The organism is Desulfococcus sp. (assembly GCF_050178255.1).
Classification (GTDB): domain Bacteria; phylum Desulfobacterota; class Desulfobacteria; order Desulfobacterales; family Desulfococcaceae; genus Desulfococcus; species Desulfococcus multivorans.
Genome location: NZ_JBFXGG010000061.1, coordinates 1 through 19345, shown reverse-complemented (window position 1 = coordinate 19345; position 19345 = coordinate 1). Strand labels below are relative to the sequence as shown.

Annotated in this window: 20 protein-coding genes, 5 tRNA genes and 1 pseudogene; 13 read left to right on the top strand and 13 right to left on the bottom strand. The window is 55.3% G+C overall.

Annotation, left to right across the window (positions count from 1 at the left end):
- The coding region (locus AB7S84_RS11775; RefSeq protein WP_428154628.1) for a CBS domain-containing protein at window positions 1-305 on the top strand (305 nt) is incomplete at its 5' end.
- 39 nt (window positions 306-344) lie between these two features.
- Entirely contained in the window at window positions 345-818 is a 474-nt protein-coding gene (locus AB7S84_RS11770; protein WP_020877605.1) for a flavin reductase family protein, read from the top strand.
- A 12-nt stretch (window positions 819-830) separates the two neighbouring features.
- On the opposite strand, the pseudogene AB7S84_RS11765 reads toward AB7S84_RS11770, so the two are convergent.
- From AB7S84_RS11765 to AB7S84_RS11730, 8 genes and pseudogenes are all read right to left on the bottom strand, one after another.
- Window positions 831-1145, bottom strand: a pseudogene (locus AB7S84_RS11765) (peroxiredoxin); the annotation flags it as partial.
- 56 nt (window positions 1146-1201) lie between these two features.
- A complete protein-coding gene (locus tag AB7S84_RS11760) occupies window positions 1202-1939 on the bottom strand; it encodes an ABC transporter permease (protein ID WP_020877603.1) in 738 nt (245 codons plus the stop codon).
- Window positions 1936-2910, bottom strand: coding sequence for an ABC transporter ATP-binding protein (locus AB7S84_RS11755; RefSeq protein WP_020877602.1), 975 nt, complete (start codon window positions 2908-2910; stop codon window positions 1936-1938). The genes AB7S84_RS11760 and AB7S84_RS11755 overlap by 4 nt, the downstream gene beginning before the upstream one ends.
- Window positions 2911-2920: 10 nt before the next feature.
- A complete protein-coding gene (locus AB7S84_RS11750) occupies window positions 2921-4219 on the bottom strand; it encodes a hypothetical protein (RefSeq protein ID WP_020877601.1) in 1299 nt (432 codons plus the stop codon).
- Window positions 4220-4223: 4 nt separating this feature from the next.
- Entirely contained in the window at window positions 4224-4970 is a 747-nt protein-coding gene (locus AB7S84_RS11745) for an outer membrane lipoprotein-sorting protein (RefSeq protein WP_020877600.1), read from the bottom strand.
- A gap of 11 nt (window positions 4971-4981) precedes the next feature.
- Window positions 4982-5374: a NifB/NifX family molybdenum-iron cluster-binding protein gene (locus AB7S84_RS11740; RefSeq protein WP_020877599.1), complete on the bottom strand. Its 393-nt coding sequence runs from the start codon at window positions 5372-5374 to the stop codon at window positions 4982-4984.
- Window positions 5375-5395: 21 nt separating this feature from the next.
- Complete coding sequence (locus tag AB7S84_RS11735; RefSeq protein ID WP_428154622.1) at window positions 5396-6646, bottom strand: ABC transporter permease; 1251 nt, start codon at window positions 6644-6646, stop codon at window positions 5396-5398.
- Window positions 6639-7346, bottom strand: coding sequence for an ABC transporter ATP-binding protein (locus AB7S84_RS11730; RefSeq protein ID WP_020877597.1), 708 nt, complete (start codon window positions 7344-7346; stop codon window positions 6639-6641). The genes AB7S84_RS11735 and AB7S84_RS11730 overlap by 8 nt, the downstream gene beginning before the upstream one ends.
- 482 nt (window positions 7347-7828) lie before the next feature.
- Between AB7S84_RS11730 and AB7S84_RS11725 the strand changes: the two genes are divergently transcribed.
- Window positions 7829-8257: a hypothetical protein gene (locus tag AB7S84_RS11725; RefSeq protein WP_020878774.1), complete on the top strand. Its 429-nt coding sequence runs from the start codon at window positions 7829-7831 to the stop codon at window positions 8255-8257.
- Between the two features lie 132 nt (window positions 8258-8389).
- On the opposite strand, the gene AB7S84_RS11720 is transcribed toward AB7S84_RS11725, so the two are convergent.
- Together AB7S84_RS11720 and AB7S84_RS11715 are read right to left on the bottom strand one after the other, a co-directional pair.
- Window positions 8390-9742, bottom strand: a complete 1353-nt coding sequence (locus tag AB7S84_RS11720) for a glycerate kinase type-2 family protein (RefSeq protein ID WP_428154620.1) — start codon at window positions 9740-9742, stop codon at window positions 8390-8392.
- Between the two features lie 14 nt (window positions 9743-9756).
- Window positions 9757-11022 (bottom strand): NAD(P)-dependent oxidoreductase, encoded by a 1266-nt coding sequence (locus AB7S84_RS11715; protein ID WP_428154618.1) that lies wholly within the window; start codon window positions 11020-11022, stop codon window positions 9757-9759.
- A 573-nt stretch (window positions 11023-11595) separates the two neighbouring features.
- Between AB7S84_RS11715 and AB7S84_RS11710 the strand changes: the two genes are divergently transcribed.
- From AB7S84_RS11710 to AB7S84_RS11695, 4 genes are all read left to right on the top strand, one after another.
- Window positions 11596-12069 carry an NUDIX domain-containing protein gene (locus AB7S84_RS11710; protein WP_020878777.1) on the top strand — a complete coding sequence of 158 codons (474 nt, stop codon included), beginning with the start codon at window positions 11596-11598 and terminating at the stop codon, window positions 12067-12069.
- A gap of 86 nt (window positions 12070-12155) precedes the next feature.
- Entirely contained in the window at window positions 12156-12965 is an 810-nt protein-coding gene (locus AB7S84_RS11705; RefSeq protein ID WP_020878778.1) for an MBL fold metallo-hydrolase, read from the top strand.
- A complete protein-coding gene (locus AB7S84_RS11700; protein ID WP_428154615.1) occupies window positions 12965-13897 on the top strand; it encodes a hypothetical protein in 933 nt (310 codons plus the stop codon). The genes AB7S84_RS11705 and AB7S84_RS11700 overlap by 1 nt, the downstream gene beginning before the upstream one ends.
- Window positions 13898-14016: 119 nt before the next feature.
- The gene (locus tag AB7S84_RS11695; RefSeq protein ID WP_020878779.1) at window positions 14017-14673 is read left to right on the top strand and encodes an NAD(P)/FAD-dependent oxidoreductase; all 657 of its coding nucleotides are present in this window, start codon (window positions 14017-14019) and stop codon (window positions 14671-14673) included.
- Between the two features lie 18 nt (window positions 14674-14691).
- On the opposite strand, the gene AB7S84_RS11690 is transcribed toward AB7S84_RS11695, so the two are convergent.
- On the bottom strand, window positions 14692-14958 hold the full coding sequence (locus AB7S84_RS11690) for a DUF4276 family protein (protein ID WP_200809354.1): 267 nt from the start codon (window positions 14956-14958) through the stop codon (window positions 14692-14694).
- A gap of 249 nt (window positions 14959-15207) precedes the next feature.
- Here AB7S84_RS11690 and AB7S84_RS11685 point away from each other — a divergent pair, with 249 nt between their 5' ends.
- Complete coding sequence (locus tag AB7S84_RS11685) at window positions 15208-15759, top strand: CBS domain-containing protein (protein ID WP_020878780.1); 552 nt, start codon at window positions 15208-15210, stop codon at window positions 15757-15759.
- 238 nt (window positions 15760-15997) lie between these two features.
- Here AB7S84_RS11685 and AB7S84_RS11680 read toward each other — a convergent pair.
- Both AB7S84_RS11680 and AB7S84_RS11675 read right to left on the bottom strand, forming a co-directional pair.
- Window positions 15998-16073 (bottom strand) — tRNA-Arg (locus AB7S84_RS11680).
- Window positions 16074-16264: 191 nt separating this feature from the next.
- On the bottom strand, window positions 16265-18055 hold the full coding sequence (locus tag AB7S84_RS11675; RefSeq protein ID WP_428154612.1) for a LysM peptidoglycan-binding domain-containing protein: 1791 nt from the start codon (window positions 18053-18055) through the stop codon (window positions 16265-16267).
- Window positions 18056-18639: 584 nt separating this feature from the next.
- Between AB7S84_RS11675 and AB7S84_RS11670 the strand changes: the two genes are divergently transcribed.
- The 5 genes from AB7S84_RS11670 to AB7S84_RS11650 form a co-directional block, all read left to right on the top strand.
- Window positions 18640-18715, top strand: a tRNA-Thr gene (locus AB7S84_RS11670).
- 8 nt (window positions 18716-18723) lie between these two features.
- Window positions 18724-18808: transfer RNA gene (locus tag AB7S84_RS11665), tRNA-Tyr, on the top strand.
- A gap of 123 nt (window positions 18809-18931) precedes the next feature.
- Window positions 18932-19007: transfer RNA gene (locus tag AB7S84_RS11660), tRNA-Gly, on the top strand.
- 43 nt (window positions 19008-19050) lie between these two features.
- Window positions 19051-19127 (top strand) — tRNA-Thr (locus AB7S84_RS11655).
- A 107-nt stretch (window positions 19128-19234) separates the two neighbouring features.
- On the top strand, window positions 19235-19345 hold a 111-nt coding region (locus AB7S84_RS11650), incomplete at its 3' end, for a GTP-binding protein (RefSeq protein ID WP_428154630.1).

Here is a 19345-nt window from a genome sequence, read left to right as displayed (position 1 = left end):
TGGCCGGCGAACGGTTGGCCGGTTTCCTCTCCCTTCGGGATGTCCGGGGGGTTCTGAACGATTTCGAAATGCTCCGGGAAATCGTCGTCGCCGCGGACCTCATGCAGCGGAAGGTCATCACTGTTTCAGCCGCCGACAACCTCGAAACGGCGTTTTATCGATTTGAAACCCATCACGTCTCCTGCCTGCCCGTCACCCCGCCGGACGATCCGGATCGGGTTGTGGGGATCCTCAGGAAAGACGTGTTGTTGAATGCCTACCGTGAACGCGTCCTCAAGGACAGGCTTCTTTCCGTTCCCCTGTGACGGCCGGAGCCGATCGGTGCGGCGGAAAGGGAGGTTTTAATGAAAACGGAATGGCAGCAGGCTTTGGGGAAGATGGTTTACGGCATCTATGTCCTGACTACGGGAAACGGAACTGCGATCAACGGCATGGTGGCCTCCTGGGTATCCCAGGTCTCCCACGACCCGCCGCTCATCATGGCTGCCGTGCATCCCAACCGGTATTGCCACGCCTTGATCCGACAAAGCGGCGCCTTTGTCCTCCACGTGATTGCAAAAGACCGGAAAGACTTCCTTTCGCGCTTCAAGGGGCCGAACCCGACGGCGAAATTTTCGGGACTCGAGTGGCGAAAGGGCAAAACCGGCTGCCCGGTCCTCCCGGACTGCATCGCCTACCTGGAATGCGCGGTCAAGGAGAGCCTGCAGCCGGGCAATCACACCCTCTTTATCGGCGAGGTGGTCGCCGGCCGTCTGACGGCCGACGCGGATGCTTTGGATACCGGCGACTACGACGGCGTTTATACCGGAAAAGCCTGATCGGAACGGTCCTTAGCCTTTCATCACCTTCATCAATTCCGGAATCGTGTTTTTTGGGCTGATCCCGTACCACGCCGCTGCGATCCGGCCCTTTTCATCAATGAGAAAGGCGGATCGCACGATGCCCATGTAAACCTTGCCGTACATCTTTTTCTCCGCCCACACGCCGTAAGCCTCGGCAATCCGGTGATCCGGGTCGGAGAGGAGCGGAAAGTGCAATCCGTGTTTGTCGTCGAACTTCTTCTGTTGGGCCGGTTTATCCGGACTGATGCCGACCACGAAGATGTCCGCTGCCGAAAGTTCCGCGAGTGCGTCCCGCACCGCCTGGGCCTGGGCGGTTCAGCCGGAGGTGCCGGCCTTGGGATAGAAGTGGAGGGATGGGGTCAGGCGATCCATTTGCGATTGATGTTGTAGAGGCTTGCTGTGAACAATACAACACAGAAAACCCCGAGAACGGACAGGTCAAGGGAAAAGGGCATGATATGCCCGCCGTGGACGGCCCCATGGAGCAGGTCGGCCCCATAGGTCAGGGGCAGTGCATACGAAAGCGGTTTGAGAAATACAGGCAGTCTGTCAATGGGAAAAAAGAGCCCGCAGAGGAATATCATGGGGAAGCGGAAAAAATTGGAGAAGGTCTGGGCTTCGAACACCTCGCTCACCGCCACGGCGATGAAAAGGCCCAGAAAGGCGGAGGCCACGGCGATCAGGAAAACCGCCGGAAAGAAAACGCTCCAGGCCACCTGCGAGAGATCGGTGAGGAAAACCGCCATGACGATCGGCACGAAGGCGTTGGCCACACCGAAAAAAATGGCGCCGCTGGTTTTGGCCAGCATCAACAGATGCAATGGAATGGGCGCGAGGAGCAGCCGCTCGAAGGAACGGGTCTTTTTCTCGAAGGTCACGGTCACAGCCAGCATCGACGTGGTGCCGAAGAGGATGGAGACTGCCGTCACGCCGGGGAGCAGCGTTGGGATGCTTTCGGTGCCGGTGCCGGATCTGATGAAAAACATCGCCGTCCATGCCAGGGGGAAGACGAGTCCCCAGCTGACATTGGGTGGCTTCAGGTAGTAGGTGCGCATGTCCTTGAGCAGAATGTTCCAGAAAGCGATCCATCGTTTCATGGCTCCCCCCCTTTTTTCTCTTTTTCTCTTCGCATGGCCTCGGCCTCGATGCCGGTGATCCGCACAAAGATGTTTTCAAGGCTCGGTCGCATTCGTCTGGCCTCCAGAACCTCCGCCCCCTGGTCTTCCAGGAATCGAACCAGTGTGCCTACGCGGACGATCCCGTCGCTTTCCACCTGGATAACATCCTGCCCGGAGAGAGTGAATTTGAGATCTGGAAAGGTTTCGGAGAGGATTTGCCGGCGGTGGGTCAGGGGGTTGGCGCATGTGATCCGAACCACGTGTTTCTCCTGGAGGGGTTGGAGCAGATTCTCGACCGTGTCGATGCGGACGATACGCCCTGAGACGATGAATGCGATACGGCCGCAGAGTCTTTCCGCCTCCTCGATATAGTGGGTGGTCAGGAAGATGGTGGTTCCGTTTCTGTTCAGATCTGCGATGAGCTGACGGAGTTGTCGGGCGCTGGCGACGTCGATGCCTGTGGTGGGTTCGTCCAGAAAAAGGATTTCGGGCTGGTGAATGATCCCCGCCGCGATGGTGAGCTTCCGCTTCATCCCCTTGGAATACTTTCCGAACTTGCGACCGGCCGCTTCGGTCAGACCAAAGGTTTCCAGAAGTGTTCGGGCCCGGGTCTGTCGTTCGGCCTTGCCGATGCCGTAAAGCGCAGCACAAAAGCACAGGTTGTCGAAACCGGTGAGTTCCGCATACAGATTGCTTTCGTCCGGCACCACGCCCACGAGATGCTGGGCTGCCCGGGGATTGTCCGTGCAGTCGATGCCCCCGATCCGGACCGTTCCCGTGTCCGGGCGCGCCAATCCCGTCAACATGTTGATGGTGGTGGTTTTTCCGGCGCCGTTGGGGCCGAGAAAGCCGAAGAGTTCTCCTTTTTGAACACGAAATGAAATGCCGGAGACGGCATCGATCTTTTCAAAACGCTTGGCCATGTCTTTGACGATTAAGGCATCGGTCATGGAAATTCCTTTAAAAATAGTAGCGTACCCAGACTTCGGGTCGATACGTATCGGGTTTTTCGCCGAATTCGGTGTACGCCGGGCCGATGGGGATCCCCACGCGAAGATTCAATTCCAGATCGGTCACGGGCGCCCAGGTCAGACCCGGCTGGAGGTTGAAGCTGAAATCCCTCAGGTTGACGACTGCCGCCACCCAGGGGGTGAAGTACAACAGGTCGAAAGGCTCCTTCTGGGAGATTTTGATGTAGCCGTAATCCTTCCCGGGATTCCGCTGCCGATCGTAAGGTCGGGTGGTCCGGGCGATACGCTCCATGACCGAGGCGTCGCCGGTTGTCTGCCACTCGCGGAATGCGGCCTTCTTGAGCACAAACACGTCTTCAATCTCGCCGCGATCGTAGCCGGCGCCGTTATGATAATATTCCGCGATGAAAGTGGTGTCGATCGTGTTGAGGTAGCGCGCGCCCAGAAGCAGGCTGATCTGATCTTCCCGCGATTCCCGGGGAAGATCATCGGCATCGGGGACCATGTGCGGCACATCCTTCCGCACCGCCAGCTCGCCGTGCACTTCGATGTTTTCGGCAAGGTTTTTGGCAAAATCGAATCCAAAGCCGGCGGGCTGGTCCGGGCCGTCAAAACAGATGACGTCAAGGTCGGTGTCATGCCATAGCAGGTAAAGCTTGAGCGCAATGTTCAGATCACCCCCCTCGCCCAATTCCGCATTGGCCCAGTCATCGATGACCGGAAGCAGCAGCGCCGTAACCCCGATGTTGCTCAGGTGACCGGCTGCAAAGCTTCTGATGAGGTCGACCCCCAGAAACGTGCGTCCTTCAAGATTTTGAGCCGGATCGTCAGGGTCTTTGGGCCGGTTGATGAATCCAACCGGGTTCCAGGCGTACCCTTTGCCCCACAGTATCGATTTTTTGCCGGCGTCCACCGTCAGGCGGGGGGTAGGGGTCAGCGACATGTAGCCCTCGTATATTTTGTGGTCCCATCCGTCGTCCTCATGCGTCTCCTCGAATTGATGGTGGGTGAGCAGACCCGCCTGAAAGACGCCGTATTGACAGCTGCCGGAAAGTTCCGCCGATGTCCGCCATTCATGCGTATCGTCCCCGACATCCTTCAGGTGGTCATTGGGGCTGTAACGGATCGCATCCTCATCGAGTCGGTGGTAGATGAAGCGGGATTCCAATCGTCCCCCCACCGCGTAGGGCTTTTTTTGGGCTTCGGAGATGATGAAGTCAAATTCTTCGGCGCCGGTCGGGTCGGCCAGGGAGACCATCAGCAACAGAAGAGAAATCCAGAAACCCATGAGATCAACGCAAGTCTTTGATCCTGGGGAGATAATTCAGCGTGAACACCTCGTCGGGCAGACTGCGTTTTTTCAGGTTTGCGGAAATCATGACGGATCGGTATCCTCTGTAAAGCGGGCTTTCGGTCTCCATTACGGCCGGCCGCACGACACCGTCGCCGATGTCCTTGATCTCCTTGAAGTGCAAGGTCTTGATGAGCATGCCTGTGGCGGCGTAACATTCGATCCGGGTGGGCGCCAGTTCCTTCTTCAGAACCCACATCCTGAGTCGGTCGTAGGCAACGGCGCCGCTCTTGGCCTTGAGGTCCAGAAGATACCGTCCCTGGTCTTCTTCAAGGCCGGCCACGTCGTATTCAACACTATAGTCCAGACGCATGATATCGGCATTGTTGAACACCCCGCCCACTACCGACTGCATGCTGGTGATGCGGATGGGTTTGCCGACATTGGGAATAAAGAGCCACATGTTGTCGCCCAGGCGCAGGGTGGCGCGACCTGTTTCACTGGGCGGCGAAATAAAGAGGGTGACGACCTTGTCCTTGTCTTTCCTCAAAAACCAGAGTACGAACTCCTTTTTCCGGCCGTCGGGCTCTATGTTGATGATCTTGCGGTACATCTCCAGGTCTCCCGGCTGAAGGTTGCGGTCCACCTGTTCCAGGATCTGGACGCCGGTCAACGCATCGCAAAAACCAGGGGCCTGCGAAAGCAACACCGACAGAAGGATAATCGGAAGGACGGCGATATGCGGCATGGGAAATCCTTCTATTTCTTTTTCATCAGCATTACGGCATCTGCCGCAGGGCCTGTGGCCGTGTGAAAAGCCATGTCATTTTGCTGCATGGCCGCAATCATCTTTGCACCGAACTCACCGGCAACTATCGTGTGAATCCCTCTGGCCGACAGGAAGTCGACGACTTTGGGGCCGGCGTTTCGGTGTTCCGCGACATAGGGATTTTTCACGGCTTCCAACAGTTCTCCATTCCGGTCAAACAGCAGGAAATAGGGGGATCGGGCCGCCGTCGTACCGACCTGAGCGGTTGCCGCTGCGCCGTCAGCGGCAACCGCAAGGATGGCCCTGTTTTCGGCTGTTGCCGTCACACAAACGCCAAGTACGGTAAGCACCAGAATTGCCGTTGCCAATGATTTTCTGATCATTTTGGATACCTCCTTTGTACACTATACATGTCGCAATGCTTCCGCAGGAGCGAGTCGTGCCGCCTTGGCTGCGGGTTGCAGGGCGGCAATGACGGAAACCAGAAGCACAATCAGGCAGGTCCAGATCACCTCGGTTGCCGAAACCGACGGTTCCAGCATGAATACCTGGTTGGCACCGCCAAAGGCCACCTCGACGCCGACGATGTCAAGCATCCAGAGAATCCCCAGTCCGACGGCGGTTCCCGCCAGGGCGCTCACCAGGCCCAGACTGAATCCTTCGGCCACAAACAAGGCCATGATCCGGACGGGCTGGGTGCCCATGGCGGCCAGAGTGCCGATTTCTCGAACCCGTTCATAAACACTCATCATCATGACGTTAAGAACGCTGATGAGGACCACCGAAATCAGGATCATCCGAATGCCCATGTTCATGATGTTCATCATTCGCACGACATTGTAAAACGGGCTGAGCTGTTCCCATGTATGGATTTCGAAAGCGGGTTTGCCTTGCTTGTCCTTGAAGGCTCCCAGTGAATTGCTCAGGTGTTCGGCTACGGCGGGCAATTGATCAAAGTCCTTCAGCCGCACCGCCACCTCGCTGATTTCCGTCTTCTCCATGCGCAGCAGGGTCGCCGCATCGTCGATGTGCAGGTAACCGTCTCTTCCCCCGGGTCCCATCAGGCTTTTCACCAGACCGGCCACTTTGAACGTCATGCCGTTCACCGAACCGTCTTTATTGTTGGCCACCAGAACTACCGTGTCGCCGGTTTTCAACGCCATGCCTCTGGCCAGGATTTCCGGCAGCAGCACCTCTCCGGGACCCAGCAGGACATCGGGTCTTATGCCGTTCTGAATGCGGGATAACAACAGTGGGGCTGCGGCATGTTCCTTTTCCGGATCGATGCCGTTCAACCGAAGGTTGGTGGTCTGGGCGTAGTTGCTCAGCATGGCGGCGAACTTGATGCGGGGAGAAACAGCGGCAACCTCTTCTGTTTGTGAAAGAACGGACAGGAGGTTTGTGTAGGCCTCGAAAGATATCATGCGGTCCAGCGGCAGATTGTCGATGCTGGCCGTATAGCCCTTGCGATGCACCTGCAAATGGCTCAATACCGAATCCGTGATCTGGCCCACAACAGCTGTTTTGAAGGAACCGCTGAGGCCGACAAAAACAATTACGGCGACCATACCCACGGCGATCAGCAGACCGGTGAGCAGCGTTCGCCGTTTGTAACGTAACAGGTTTTTGAGTGCCAGACGCAGGATCTTAATCATGGTGTTCCTCCCCGATGACGGAAGATCCGTCCAGCAATCGTCCGTCCTCCAGATGGAACATGACTTCGGCCTGTTTCATGATCCTGGGATCGTGGGTGGAAAATACAAAGGTCGTGCCGAATTCATCGCGCATGCGCTTCATCAGATCCACCACCATCTGGGCGGTTTGGCCGTCCAGATTGGCGGTAGGCTCATCGGCCAGAACCAGGGCCGGCTCGCCCACCAGTGCCCGTGCCACGGCGGCCCGCTGTTTTTGTCCGCCGGAAAGCTGCGACGGATACTTCCGGGCCTGGTTCGACATGCCCACGGCCAAAATAACCCGATCTACCGCGGGTTTTCGTTGACTTCTTGGCAGGTTGCGGATCATGAGCAGCGGATACTCCACGTTTTCGAACACCGTGAGCACCGGCAGCAAATTGAAGTCCTGAAACACGAAACCCAGTTTTTCGCCTCTGAAGGCGGCGCTCTCACGCCGGCCCAGACGATCGACCTGCCGGCCGTCCACCATGACCTCGCCTTTGCTCGGACGATCCAGACAGCCCATCAGATTGAGGGCGGTGGTTTTGCCACTGCCGGAAGGGCCCACGAGAGCCGTAAAGGCGCCTCGGGGAATGTGTAGAGTGACATCCAGAAGCGCGGCAACATCGACTTCGCCGATGCGATAGATCTTTGAAACATTCTCGAAGGTCACAATGTCCATCGGTAGAGCGACTCCTTTCGTCAGTTGACATCCACTTCGCGTTCGAGCGTTGTTTTTAACGACGGTGTCCGCTGTATTTCAGGCGCCACAGCGGGCGCGATTTTCGGGTTTGGCTTCTGACGGGATGACTGAGAGAAGCTAAGCAGGATAGATCCCGATTGTCAAATGAAAACAGCATTTCTTTTGCGCTATGCCGCACGTTGTCCGGCGGCCTTCAGAAAGATGATTTTATCGTAACTTTCCGGCTCTATTCAGGATGCGGTTGAGAAACTGCCGGACGATGATTTTCGTGCCGCGAGGGGCGTTGGCCCCCATAACGGAAGAACAGTCTGAATCTTTCCTGTAACCCATCCCGACACTCCTCCGACGTAACGTAACAAAGCAGGAATTGATTTGGAAAATAGATCATGAACTGCGGCTCACGTGAACATGATATCCATCTCCACATGAAGAGAGATGCCGGATTAAAAAAAGGAGAACTTATGAAAAAATTTATTTTTATCCTGATTTTTGCAGCGTTCACCAGTGTTTCATGTGTTGCGGCTGTGAGACCTTACGGCGCTGATGTGGCGGTCGCTCCGCACCTTCCGATCGTTGTGGAATTGGTGGATTCATATTATGTCTACAGCGGCTATCATTATCATTATCATCAAAACCGTTGGTATTACTCAAAAACAAAGGACAGGCACTGGAAACATCTTCCAAAGGAGCGCTACCCGAGAGAGGTGAGATTCAAGAAGAAGAGAAACGAAACGCACCGGGGAGATGAGAGATATCGGAAAAATGACAGCCATCGGGATAGCCGGCATCGGGAAAGCGACAGATACCGGGGTGACAGGCATCGAAGAAACGATAACCATCGTGAAGATGATAAATACCGGCGAAGTTACAGAGATCGGACAGATCGCTGAGGCATACCCTGATTTCCGGAGGTGAGACCATCTGTGCCATTGCGCCCTGTATTGTACGCGGTGTACAGACTTCGGCGCGTGGTGTTGACCTGATCGAAGCGTCGAAAACACACAAAATAATCATCGTCGCGCTCACTTGTCGATCAGTATAATCTGCAGATCCATGACATTGGTACGGGTGGGTCCGGTGACCAGAAGATCGCTCAGTTGTTGAAAAAACGGGTAGGAATTGTGTTGCGCAAGATGTTGGTGCACAGAAAGATTCAGGGCGTTCGCTCGAATAACGGTTGCGTCACCGGAAAATGCACCAGCGGCATCGGTCGGACCGTCCGTTCCGTCTGTACCGGCTGACAGCAGCAATGTGCGGGGGACATCCGCCAGTTCAATCCCCGCGGCCAAAGCCAACTCCATGTTGCGGCCCCCCTTACCGTTGGCGCTGAGCGTAACCGTGGTTTCGCCTCCGGACAACAAGCATCCCGGAGGCGATACAGGCCGCCCGAATCGCCTGACTTCTCTGGCTATGGAACTCAAAACCCTGGCAACTTCCCTGGCTTCTCCCTGGATCGAGGAGGAAAGAATGATCGGCGTGAAATGAAGAAGGCAGGCCTTTTTTGCGGCGGCATTCAATGCATCGGAAATACCGCCGACAATATGGTTTTCAACACGGTCGAATTCAGAGGCCCCTGGTTTCAGTGTTTCATCGACCTGGCCCTTGCAGCCTTCGGACATGTGCCTGAGCACCGAATCGGGTGCTGTTTCGAGAAGGCTGTAGCGTGACAATATCGTCAGGCAGTCATGGAATGTACTGATGTCCGGAGCTGTGGTGCCGGAAGCGATGATATCCAGATCATCACCGATGACATCGGAAAGTATCAGAGAGACAAGTGAGGCACCGTTTGCCTTCCGGCAAAGCTGTCCCCCTTTGATATGGGACAAGTGTTTTCGAATGGTGTTGATTTCATGAATATTGGCACCGCAGGATAACAATAAGCGGGTCATCTCCTGCTTGTCTGTCAGATCGACCCCTTTGACAGGTGCGGGTGTCAGTGCAGATCCTCCACCGGAAATCATGCATAGAATCAAATCATTGTGGTTTGCAGAAGCCACAAGATCCAGCAATGCATCGGTCGCCTTGACACCATTTTCATCGGGAACCGGATGCCCCGCTTCCATCACACGGCAATGTTTCAAAGGTACACCGTGTCCGTATTTGGTAATGATCAATCCACCGTCTATGCGATCGCCCAGCAGTGCCTCAACCGGGCGGGCCATAGCAGCCGAGGCTTTGCCGAATCCGATCAAATACAGGCGTTTTATCTGATCAGGAGGAAAGGACGAATTCCCTATCTGCAATACGCCGTCATCCAACCGGAGATGTCTTCTGACGCAGATTTCAGGATCAACCGCTTTGATTCCGGCAGAGAAGATTTCCGATGCGATTCGCTTCAAATCGGTGAAACGTTTTGAGCCAACCGGTTGTATCATATTTCAATCTGAATTCATTTGTCGAATAAGGTGAGGCCTAAAGCCTCCGCATTGATAATACTGGGTGAGGCCAGAGGCGGGTCTTCCGCCAGGAAGGGGGAAATATCAGGTTTGTTCCATGCCGGGCAGCCCGATAAAACGCCGATGGCATTGCCGGCAGCCAGTGTCGCCATGCCTTCGCGCGTCCAACGCGTTGCTGAGGCGATGTGGGGTACGATGACAACATTGTCCAGTTCACCCAAACCGGGCTTCAAGTCGGGTTCGTCTTCAAAGACATCCAGTGCGGCACGAAAGTTCGGATGCTTACGCAAATGTTCGACCAGGGCGGCTTCGTCGATCAACGGACCTCGACTGGTGTTGACCAACAGGGCGTTTTCCTTCATCAAGGCCAGGCGCTCGGCATTGATAAGGTGATAAGTCGATTCATTCAGCGCGGCATGCAGGCTGACACAATCGGCTTCCCGCAGCACATCTTCGATCGTGTCGGCACGTTTGCAGGATACCGGTTTTTGTCGCCTGGAAACGAGGAAGTCTGCGTATGCGGCAATGTCGGCTTCCAGGTCGGGATGGGGATGAGGACTATAATAGATCAGATTGGTCTTGTGCCCCTCGACCATCATGCGCGCGTAGGCCGAACCAATGCGTCCCGCCCCGATAACCCCCACAGTCTTGCGCCATAGCAGCTCTCCCAGAAGAAGGGTCATCATCCAGCCCTTGAACTTGCCGGCCCGCAAAAATCGTTCCGCTTCGCCGATACGCCGGGCAGCAGCGAAAGTCAGGGCAACGGCCATCTGGGCGGTGGTTTCGGTCAAAACCCCCGGGGTGTTGCCGACGGCGATGCCGTACCGGGTGGCAGCCTCGACATCAACGTTGTCATAGCCGACAGCCACGTTGCTGAAGGCTTTTCCGCCGGCAGACTTGAGTGCGGCAAACAGGGCATCGTTCCAGCTTTCGGTCAGCTGGCCAAGGACTGCATCGCACCGCGTGCCGATGGCGGCTCTGAGCGCATCAACGCCGAGCACATCGGTTGCGGTGTAGACTTCGACTTTGCAATCCGCATCGATCAGGCGGTTCAGCCAGAGATCGCCGGGCAGTGGTTTTGTAACCACGATGCGTTTGCGGCCGGCAGCATTGTATGTTTTCCAATTCTCTGAATTCAAAACAATATTTTCCCTTTTGCGGCCAATGAGGTCATAAACCACGGCACCTGCCTGTGCTTTCGGCGCGGCAGGAAGCGCGCACTTGAAATAAAGAATGCCAGCTTTTCCATCTTTTCTCAACCCTATTTGGTGGCATGGAGCCGGAAAGTGAACCCGAATGGAGAAAAGATCGCTCGCGAAACCTGACGGATCAGGTTCGCCGAACCTCTTCTATATTATTACTCTACTTTCGAGTTTCATGATGGTAAGCGGATAGCGGTGCCGGGAGGATACGGCCCGCGCCCATTCAGCGGTGAGTTTCAGCGCCGCCAGTACCAAATGTGGCTCGAAAAGAACGAACATCGCCATACTGTGCAGGTAGCTGTGAACAGGGTCCATACGGCCTTACTGATGCGTCTTTCAACGGCGCTCTCAATGTTTCGAATTTTCGTTTCCTTTTTGCGCAAATTTTTGTTAACTTGACCTGCGAAAACCTTCAACCGCCGGGTACGGTCTGCCGTATCGTGTTTTCATCTTTTCTATATGGCCGGCGCTGCACATGGTCCGAAATTTCAATTTTCGTTTTCAGATCAACCGGATCGGAGGCTTGAAGTTTTTTCATGCCGGGGACTGTTACGGTCTTGGCGGATATAGCGGCAACGCATTGGCGGTTTGGACCTGGAAAGAACGAGAATTGGCGTGGAGGGTTGAAAGATGGGGGGGTATCTTGAAGAGATCAGAACGCTGGTGGGGCATCGCAGAGTTTTTGTGCCCGGGGTGCGCGCGATCATTGTGAACGAGTTCGAGGAGATTATTCTTCAACGCCGGAGAGATAATGGTTTGTGGGGGATACCGGGGGGTGCCGTTGAATTGAATGAGACGCCCATGGAAGCTCTGGCACGCGAGGTGGAAGAAGAGACCTCCCTGAAAGTGATTTCAGCGCAGCCCATGGGCCTCTACTGCGGCCCGCACCAGAAATTTGCCTACCCAAACCATGATGAGGTCCAGTGTTTTGCGCTTGCTTTTATTGTCCGGGAGTGGTGCGGTATACCCCGTGCAGACGGCGTCGAAGGCGCTGTGGTCAAATTTTTCAAGGTTTCAGGGCTCCCCGCGGATATCGTACCGATTCACAAACCAACCATTGAAGACTATCTGCGGTATAACGGTGAGTTTCTGTTGTCCGACTAGACAGGATATGAGTTCTCATTCCAACCTGTCGCATCTTCAATACCCTGTCATGAGCGGAGACCTTTTGTCTTCGGAGGGGAATGGAAATGTCTAAGTATCTTATAGGCCCATGGCTTGCGCTTTTGACCCTCGCGCTGACTCCGGCGAAAGGCACAGCCGGCCATGCCGGTTCGCCGGATGCGTTCCCGCGCATCACGATCCTTTTCAACAATGTATCCCATGCGCCGGGGCTCGCCTTGGGATGGGGTTTTTCCTGCCTTGTGGAGAGCCCCGAAAAGATTATTCTGTTTGATACAGGTGCCGACGGCGAAGTACTGCTTGCCAACATGAGACGGCTTGAGTTGGATCCAGAACGGATTGACGTCGTTTTCCTTTCTCATATCCACAGTGATCATACCGGCGGACTTGATGCGATTCTTGCCCGGGGTTCCGACGTGCAGGTCGTTCTGCCTCAGGGATTCCCCACCCCTTTTCTGCGGTCGATCGTCGAAAAGGGCGCACAGGTTCAGGTGGTGGAAAAGGGCGGCCGTCTCATGGACCGTGTCTACAGCACGGGGCCGTTTGATGTCGGCATTGTCGAACAGGCCCTGATCCTGGAGACGCGGAAGGGCCTGGTGGTTATTACCGGCTGTGCCCACCCCGGCATTGTCCATATCGCGGAATCGGCCGTTCGCCTCACGGGCATAAGGATCCATCTTCTCCTGGGCGGCTTTCACCTCGAGGGGAAAAAACGATCGGAGATTCAGGCGATCATTTTTCGTCTCAAAGCCATGGGCGTTGAAAAGGTGGCGCCCAGCCACTGTACCGGGGAGGCGGCCATCGCAGCGTTCCGACAAGCCTGGGGAACCGATTTTGTTGAGGGCGGCCTGGGGGCGTCAATTGCGTTGTCGTTTTGATGATGATTGAGATTCTTGCCGCTGAATCCCTGGGCACAAGGGGACTGTGTTGCCGGATCACGGCGAGGGGTCGGGTGATCGTGATCGATCCTGGACTCGCCCTTGGTGCCCGACGACAGGGTCTGCCGCCCCATCCAGTCCAGATTGCTGCAGGTCGGGCTGTCCGCGGACGCATTGTTGCCGCCCTGCAGGGCGCCACCGACGTTGTGTTCAGCCATTACCACGGAGATCATATCCCCTTGCTTAAAGCCAATCCCTATCAACTCTCCTTTTCGGATTTGCCGCCCCACTTCAGGGCGTTGCGTGCCTGGAGCAAATCTCTTGAAGGCCAGACCGATACGAGCCGGGCTCGCGCTTGCGACCTGATGAATCTCCTGGGGGGGCGGTGGCGGATCGCGGAAGGTACGGTGGATGGTCCCTTGAGTTTCTCCTGCGCCATGCCTCACGGTATCGGCGGTATGCCCTTCGGAAGCGTAATGATGACACGGATAGATATGGGTGCATGCGTCTTTGTTCACGGTTCCGACATCCAGCTTTTGGATGAGACCACCGTAAAGGTCATTCTCGAGTGGTCTCCGGACATCGTTCTGGCGGCAGGACCACCCCTCTATCAAATCGGGCTGGATCGGATTCAGCGTGCTTGTGCCTGGGATAATGCGCTGCATCTGGCAAAGGCGGTTAAAATCCTTATTCTGGACCATCATCTGCTGCGCTCGGAGGAGGGGGTGGACTGGCTCAGGGCCCTCTCTCATGCAGCGGGCAGGAGGATTTATTGCGCTGCTGACTTCATGGGGCGTCCCAGATGGCTTTTGGAGGCGACAAGACAGGCGCTTTACAGGGCTATGCCGGTAAAGCCGAACTGGCATGAAAACTACGCGCGTGGTCTGGCGCGCGTGGAGGATTTTGGCCTTGTCGGATCGTTGACGGCCTGAGCGGTACTGAAATTCACCGCTGAAGAGGCTTGGCCGTATCCTCCCGGCACCGCTTTCCGGGTAACGTCATGGAAGACGAAAGTTAACACTTTTAAACAGAATAACAAAGGAGATATCAAATGCTTAAAATTGGAGAAAAAGGCGCCATCCCTCAAAAAGGTAAGACCACCTATGCCATTGCTCCCCATATCCCATGCGGTGTGGTGACGCCGGACTTGTTGAGAAAGCTTGCCGACATCGCCGAGAAATATAAGGTTCAGGCAATGAAAATCACCGGTGCAACCCGAATCGCCCTCGTTGGCCTGAAGGAAGAAGATATCGACAGCGTATGGAATGATCTGGGGATGGACAAGGGCGCGGCCGTGGGGCTTTGCGTGCGCAGCATCAGGGCTTGTCCGGGCACCACGTTTTGCACCATGGGCAAACAGGACGCTTTGGGCATGGGGATGAAGCTGGATGCCCTTTACCATGCCACTCAATTGCCGGGTAAATTCAAGATGGCAGTTTCAGGCTGCAAAATCAACTGTGCGGAGTCTTCGGTGCGTGATTTCGGCCTGATCGGCGAAGCCGACGGCTGGAAGGTCGTCGTGGGCGGAAATGTTGGCGTGACCCCCCGAATAGCCGATGAGGTCGCCAAAAATCTCGATGACGAACAGGCCTTGGATTATGCAAAAAGATTGATTGCCTACTATACGGAAAATGCCAACAAAGGAGAACGGATCGGGAAAATGATCGAGAGGGTCGGCCTCGATGCTTTGAAGTCGGCCCTGAGCTGATCAGCATGACGCTATTCATCATCGGGCAGGCGGAAGCCTGAACCCTCCGTCTGCTCGAATTCCGTGAAAATTTACGTTTTGCCGTCTTTCCCACCTCACCGGCGATTCCCGTTTCGTGATCCAGGCGTCAAACAGCGGACAGGCGGAGCGCATTCCGGGGATGCCGATTTCCGCGGCCATCGCTATACCAGTGGCGGTTTTTTTGAAACGATCGGAAAGATTGTCCAGTCTCGTCGACGGTGCTGTCGTTTCAGGGTCGTTAATTTTTTCCGGTTCCCCACTCACCGCAAGAATTGTGTCGACAAGCCGGATCGCTGAAGCAGGGCGTGGGCCGTATCTGTGCAACGCTTGACGGTTGCCGCGAAAAGCAGAATCTCAGGTACTGAAATGCGTGCAGGAATGGGAAACCGTTGCGTTCGGGGGGTATGGGCTTGGCACGGGGGGTATCGGTGGTTAATCTTATAAAATAGAGTGAGCCCAAAACGTTGGTGTGGTCAGGGATAGACGATGTTCTGCAAACAAAAGGAGCATAACATGGAAGCATTGACAGTACGGGATCTGATGGTGGCCGCGGAAAAATTCCCAAAAATATCCTTGCAGGCAACCCTGTACGAGGGGCTTTCGGCCCTTGAAGCGGCCCAGGAAAAGTTTCTTTCCGGCGAGTCCGAGCAGAGAATCCTGCTGGTGGAAGACGAGGCAGGGAAGGTCATTGGAAAATTTTCTCCCATTGATCTTTTGGGCGGGTTGGAGACCAACTATGGGCGGATCGATGTGGAGAACGCCCTGAACCGTTTCGGGCTTCATTACGTGTGGACATCCATGCAACGGGATTATAATTTATGGGAAAACCCATTCAAGGATTTGTGCCGGAAAGCCGAAGGGGTCAGAATAAAGGACTTTCTCAAGGCGCCTTCCAAAGGGCAAACCGCGACTCCGGATGACCCCCTGAACAAATGCTTTCACCTCTTCGTCATGAATCGTCACGATGCGCTTTTTGTGATGGAGAACCACAGGATCGTTGGTCTCCTGCGGTTCTCGGATGTCTATCGGAAGGTTTCCGAAACCATGAAAGCATGCACTCGGTAAGCCCTGATGCGGGGCGTGCCAGACGCCCCAGATCCGGCGCTTCATCAGCTTATCCTCTCGGGCAGGGAGGATGATAGGCCGTCCTCGATCCGGCGGCCAACCTTTCGGCTCATGCTGGAATACAAGCAGGCCTGGGGCGGAGCCGCATCACGGCCGTGGACTGGGGGGGTAATGCGGGGTAAATAACCGTGCTCAGAAAAACAGGGGGGGCTGAATATGGCCAATCCCTTGATTTTAATGGTGCCCCCGGCAGGAATCGGACCTGCGGCACATGGATTAGGAATCCATTGCTCTATCCACTGAGCTACGGGGGCGCTTTGGGGAAGCCGGCGAACCTCTGGACGCCTTTCGGAAATGTCCGGCGGGGGGGATGCCCCCAGCCTCGAATCGCCCGTTCTATTAGCATAGCGGTTTTGCCGCGTCAATGCCGTTTAGCGGGATGGTGGTTTTTTTGAGGTTCAGGTTGCATGAGCGCCGACGGCCGGCGCGGCAGACGCTGTTCAGCTCATTCCACCGACACCTTCTGGCCCGGATAGATCTTGCTGTCATGGGTCAGGTTGTTGACGTGGAGAAAGCGCTGTAATGTCATCTTATGACGTTTGGCGATATCCATCGGAGCATCGCCGCTTTTGACCCGGTAGGTCTTCAAGGCGTCGTTGGCCGCGATTGTGGTACCGCCGGCGCCGTCATGGGGGATTCTCAAGGTCTGCCCGACCAGCACCTTCTTGTTTTTCATGCCGTTTGCCCTCATGATTTTCTGGGTCGAGACGCCGTTGCGTTTGGCGATGTTCCAGAGGGTATCCCCTCTTTGAACGACGTATTTGATGCTCTGTCGCGGCCGTCGTTTGGCGGCGACCTCATTTTCAGGAGGGGTGGGCGTTTTGCCGCCGGGGATCTTGAGCACTTTTCCGAGGGCGATGACGTTGCTGCGCTTCAGGCCGTTGGCGCGCTTGATGGTATCGACGTCGGTGCGGTAGGCTCTGGCAATTTCCGTCAGGGTATCGCCACGTTGAACGCGATGGTAGACTACAGCAGGCGGGCTCTTTCTGGAGCGGACGGTCGGTTTGACGGTTCTGGGCGGACTGGCGACGGGAATGTCGTGGAGCTTTGCGAGAACCAGCCGTTCCTTTTTCGGGGGCACCTTCAGTTCGTAGGGTGTCCCGGGAAGAATCCCCTGGCGGAGTTCGGCATTCAGCTCCTTCAGCGTCTCGCCGGGGACGTCGAGATGTGTCGCAAGATCCGCGAGGGAAACCTGTTTCGAAACCGTGACGGTTTCATAGGGGATGGGCCTGTAGGGCTTTACTTTATCGATGCCGTATTTTTCCGCATTGTTGACGATGTGCAGGGTCGCCAGAAACCGGGGAACGTATCGGGCGGTTTCATTGGGGAGCTGTTCGTAGAGATCCCAGAAGTTGTCGAGATAATTGATCTGCTGTGCACGAATGACCCTGAGAACCCGCCCTTCGCCGCAGTTGTAGGCGGCCAGAACGGTCGTCCAGTCGCCGAACATGTCGTGAAGGGCCTTGAGGTAGGCGATGGCCGCCTGGGTAGATTTGTAAGGATTCATCCGCTCGTCGACGTACCGGTCCCGATTCAGGCCGAAACGGTATCCCGTCGACGGAATGAACTGCCAGAGACCGAGTGCCCGGGCGCTGGACAGTGCCCGGACGTTGTAGCCGCTTTCGATGAGGGGCAGCCAGGAGAGTTCCGGCGGCAGACCGGCTTTGGACAACTCCTGGCTGATGTGGGCGCGGTACCGTCCCGAGCGTCGGTAAGCGTTGACGAAAAAATCCCCCTTCGTCAGATAGTCGATCTCTTTCTGGACGTGGCGGTTGATCTCGATGGGAATCGCCCGACGGTGGCCCTTGGCCGTGGTGTTGCGGGATGCATAGATCTCCAGGATCCGTTTGGATATGAGGAATCGAAGGTCCTCTTTGCGCTTGACCATATCGGGGTCGTCTTCGTCATCCAGCTTCAGCAGCAAGGCATAGGCCTTATCCAGAGCGGCGAGAGCCTCTTCGATCTCCTCTTTTTGCCAGCAGGTCTGGGATTTCCTGCAGTAGGACACTGCCTTGTTGATGATGGCATGGGATTGGGGATCCAGCGGCATGTCGGGCGGCGTGGAAAGCAAAACCGTGTCGGAAGCGGGGGTGCGGGAAGGGCCTTGTGCGACGGTGCGCTTTTCCGCTGTCGGTTGCCGGGGAGACGCTGCGTTCTGGTTTTTGGATGGGGTGGAGCAACCGACGAGAAGAACCAATAAACAGCATAACACAACAGCGGATCGGAACGTATTCATAGAAGAATTTCCTCAATTGTCCTTGGCTTTGAAATCGGCTATGATGCGACGTGAAACCGTCTCAGTGGATCTTTGGTGGTCCGAAACCGGCATACATCGGAAATAAAGCATAAAAGATCGAGATCTGTCAAGGAATTATGGCTGTCGATGCCCTCCGGACGATGTCCCGGATGCCATGTACAGAATACGGGAGAGCGATCACCCGTATAAATTGTCGGGCGACATGCTGCGCCATTTACAAAAATCAACATTCGAGGTTCAGAAGACGGTGCCGTCGATGTGCGCCGATATCGTTGTTTCAGGAACACAGGCTGAAGGCTTGCAGTGTACGTCTGTGACGAACGGGACCCTTATCCGCCTTCAATCTTCAGCCGCCGCCCCCTTTACCGTCATAAAAACTGAAAGTCGAGAAAAAATTAGATATCAGGCTTAAATAATCGAAATGCAGTTTAAATATGTATAAATTCTCCTTTAAAGCCAACTAATGCCTTATTTATCCTGTTTTTGAAACTTGAAAAAAAAGTGCTTAAGGTATAAACGTCATGGGTCTTTGAGAGAGCTTTTGAATGTGCAGACAACGAAGGGCCAACGTAGCTCAGTTGGTAGAGCTACTGATTTGTAATCAGTGGGTCGGGGGTTCGAGTCCCTCCGTTGGCTCCATATTTCCGGGTGGGGTTCCCGAGCGGCCAAAGGGAACAGACTGTAAATCTGTCGGCGAAGCCTTCGGAGGTTCGAATCCTCCCCCCACCACCAATCTCATAGCGGGCTGTTTGTAGGAGATTTCAGCTGTAATGGTTGGATTGTGTGACTACACGGCTTCCATCGCATCGGTCTTAAACGCGCCTTCCGGGTCGGTTTTGGACTAGGTTTTCCAGAGCGGGAGTAGCTCAGTTGGTAGAGCTTCAGCCTTCCAAGCTGAATGTCGCGAGTTCGAGCCTCGTCTCCCGCTCCAATAGACTTGTCTGGCGGAAGAGCGAGTTTTTCAATCCAATAAAGCCCACGTAGCTCAGTCGGTAGAGCGCTTCCTTGGTAAGGAAGAGGTTCACCAGTTCGATTCTGGTCGTGGGCTCCATTTTTTTACAGCACTGCCTTTTTCGGAATACAAGAAGCTTTATGGGTTTAAGTTTCTTAGATTGCTTGAATTGACACGTTTATCAACGGTGGGGGAGGACGATTAAGATGGCGAAAGAAAAGTTTGAACGAAAAAAGCCGCATGTGAATGTGGGGACGATCGGTCATATCGACCACGGGAAGACGACGTTGACGGCGGCGATCACGAAGATGTGCGGG

Coding starts and splice junctions, on each gene's coding strand:
- AB7S84_RS11770 (WP_020877605.1), top strand. CDS start 345: ATGAAAACGGAATGGCAGCAGGCTTTGGGGAAGATGGTTTACGGCATC.
- AB7S84_RS11760 (WP_020877603.1), bottom strand. CDS start 1,939: ATGAAACGATGGATCGCTTTCTGGAACATTCTGCTCAAGGACATGCGC.
- AB7S84_RS11755 (WP_020877602.1), bottom strand. CDS start 2,910: ATGACCGATGCCTTAATCGTCAAAGACATGGCCAAGCGTTTTGAAAAG.
- AB7S84_RS11750 (WP_020877601.1), bottom strand. CDS start 4,219: ATGGGTTTCTGGATTTCTCTTCTGTTGCTGATGGTCTCCCTGGCCGAC.
- AB7S84_RS11745 (WP_020877600.1), bottom strand. CDS start 4,970: ATGCCGCATATCGCCGTCCTTCCGATTATCCTTCTGTCGGTGTTGCTT.
- AB7S84_RS11740 (WP_020877599.1), bottom strand. CDS start 5,374: ATGATCAGAAAATCATTGGCAACGGCAATTCTGGTGCTTACCGTACTT.
- AB7S84_RS11735 (WP_428154622.1), bottom strand. CDS start 6,646: ATGATTAAGATCCTGCGTCTGGCACTCAAAAACCTGTTACGTTACAAA.
- AB7S84_RS11730 (WP_020877597.1), bottom strand. CDS start 7,346: ATGGACATTGTGACCTTCGAGAATGTTTCAAAGATCTATCGCATCGGC.
- AB7S84_RS11725 (WP_020878774.1), top strand. CDS start 7,829: ATGAAAAAATTTATTTTTATCCTGATTTTTGCAGCGTTCACCAGTGTT.
- AB7S84_RS11720 (WP_428154620.1), bottom strand. CDS start 9,742: ATGATACAACCGGTTGGCTCAAAACGTTTCACCGATTTGAAGCGAATC.
- AB7S84_RS11710 (WP_020878777.1), top strand. CDS start 11,596: ATGGGGGGGTATCTTGAAGAGATCAGAACGCTGGTGGGGCATCGCAGA.
- AB7S84_RS11705 (WP_020878778.1), top strand. CDS start 12,156: ATGTCTAAGTATCTTATAGGCCCATGGCTTGCGCTTTTGACCCTCGCG.
- AB7S84_RS11700 (WP_428154615.1), top strand. CDS start 12,965: ATGATGATTGAGATTCTTGCCGCTGAATCCCTGGGCACAAGGGGACTG.
- AB7S84_RS11695 (WP_020878779.1), top strand. CDS start 14,017: ATGCTTAAAATTGGAGAAAAAGGCGCCATCCCTCAAAAAGGTAAGACC.
- AB7S84_RS11685 (WP_020878780.1), top strand. CDS start 15,208: ATGGAAGCATTGACAGTACGGGATCTGATGGTGGCCGCGGAAAAATTC.
- AB7S84_RS11675 (WP_428154612.1), bottom strand. CDS start 18,055: ATGAATACGTTCCGATCCGCTGTTGTGTTATGCTGTTTATTGGTTCTT.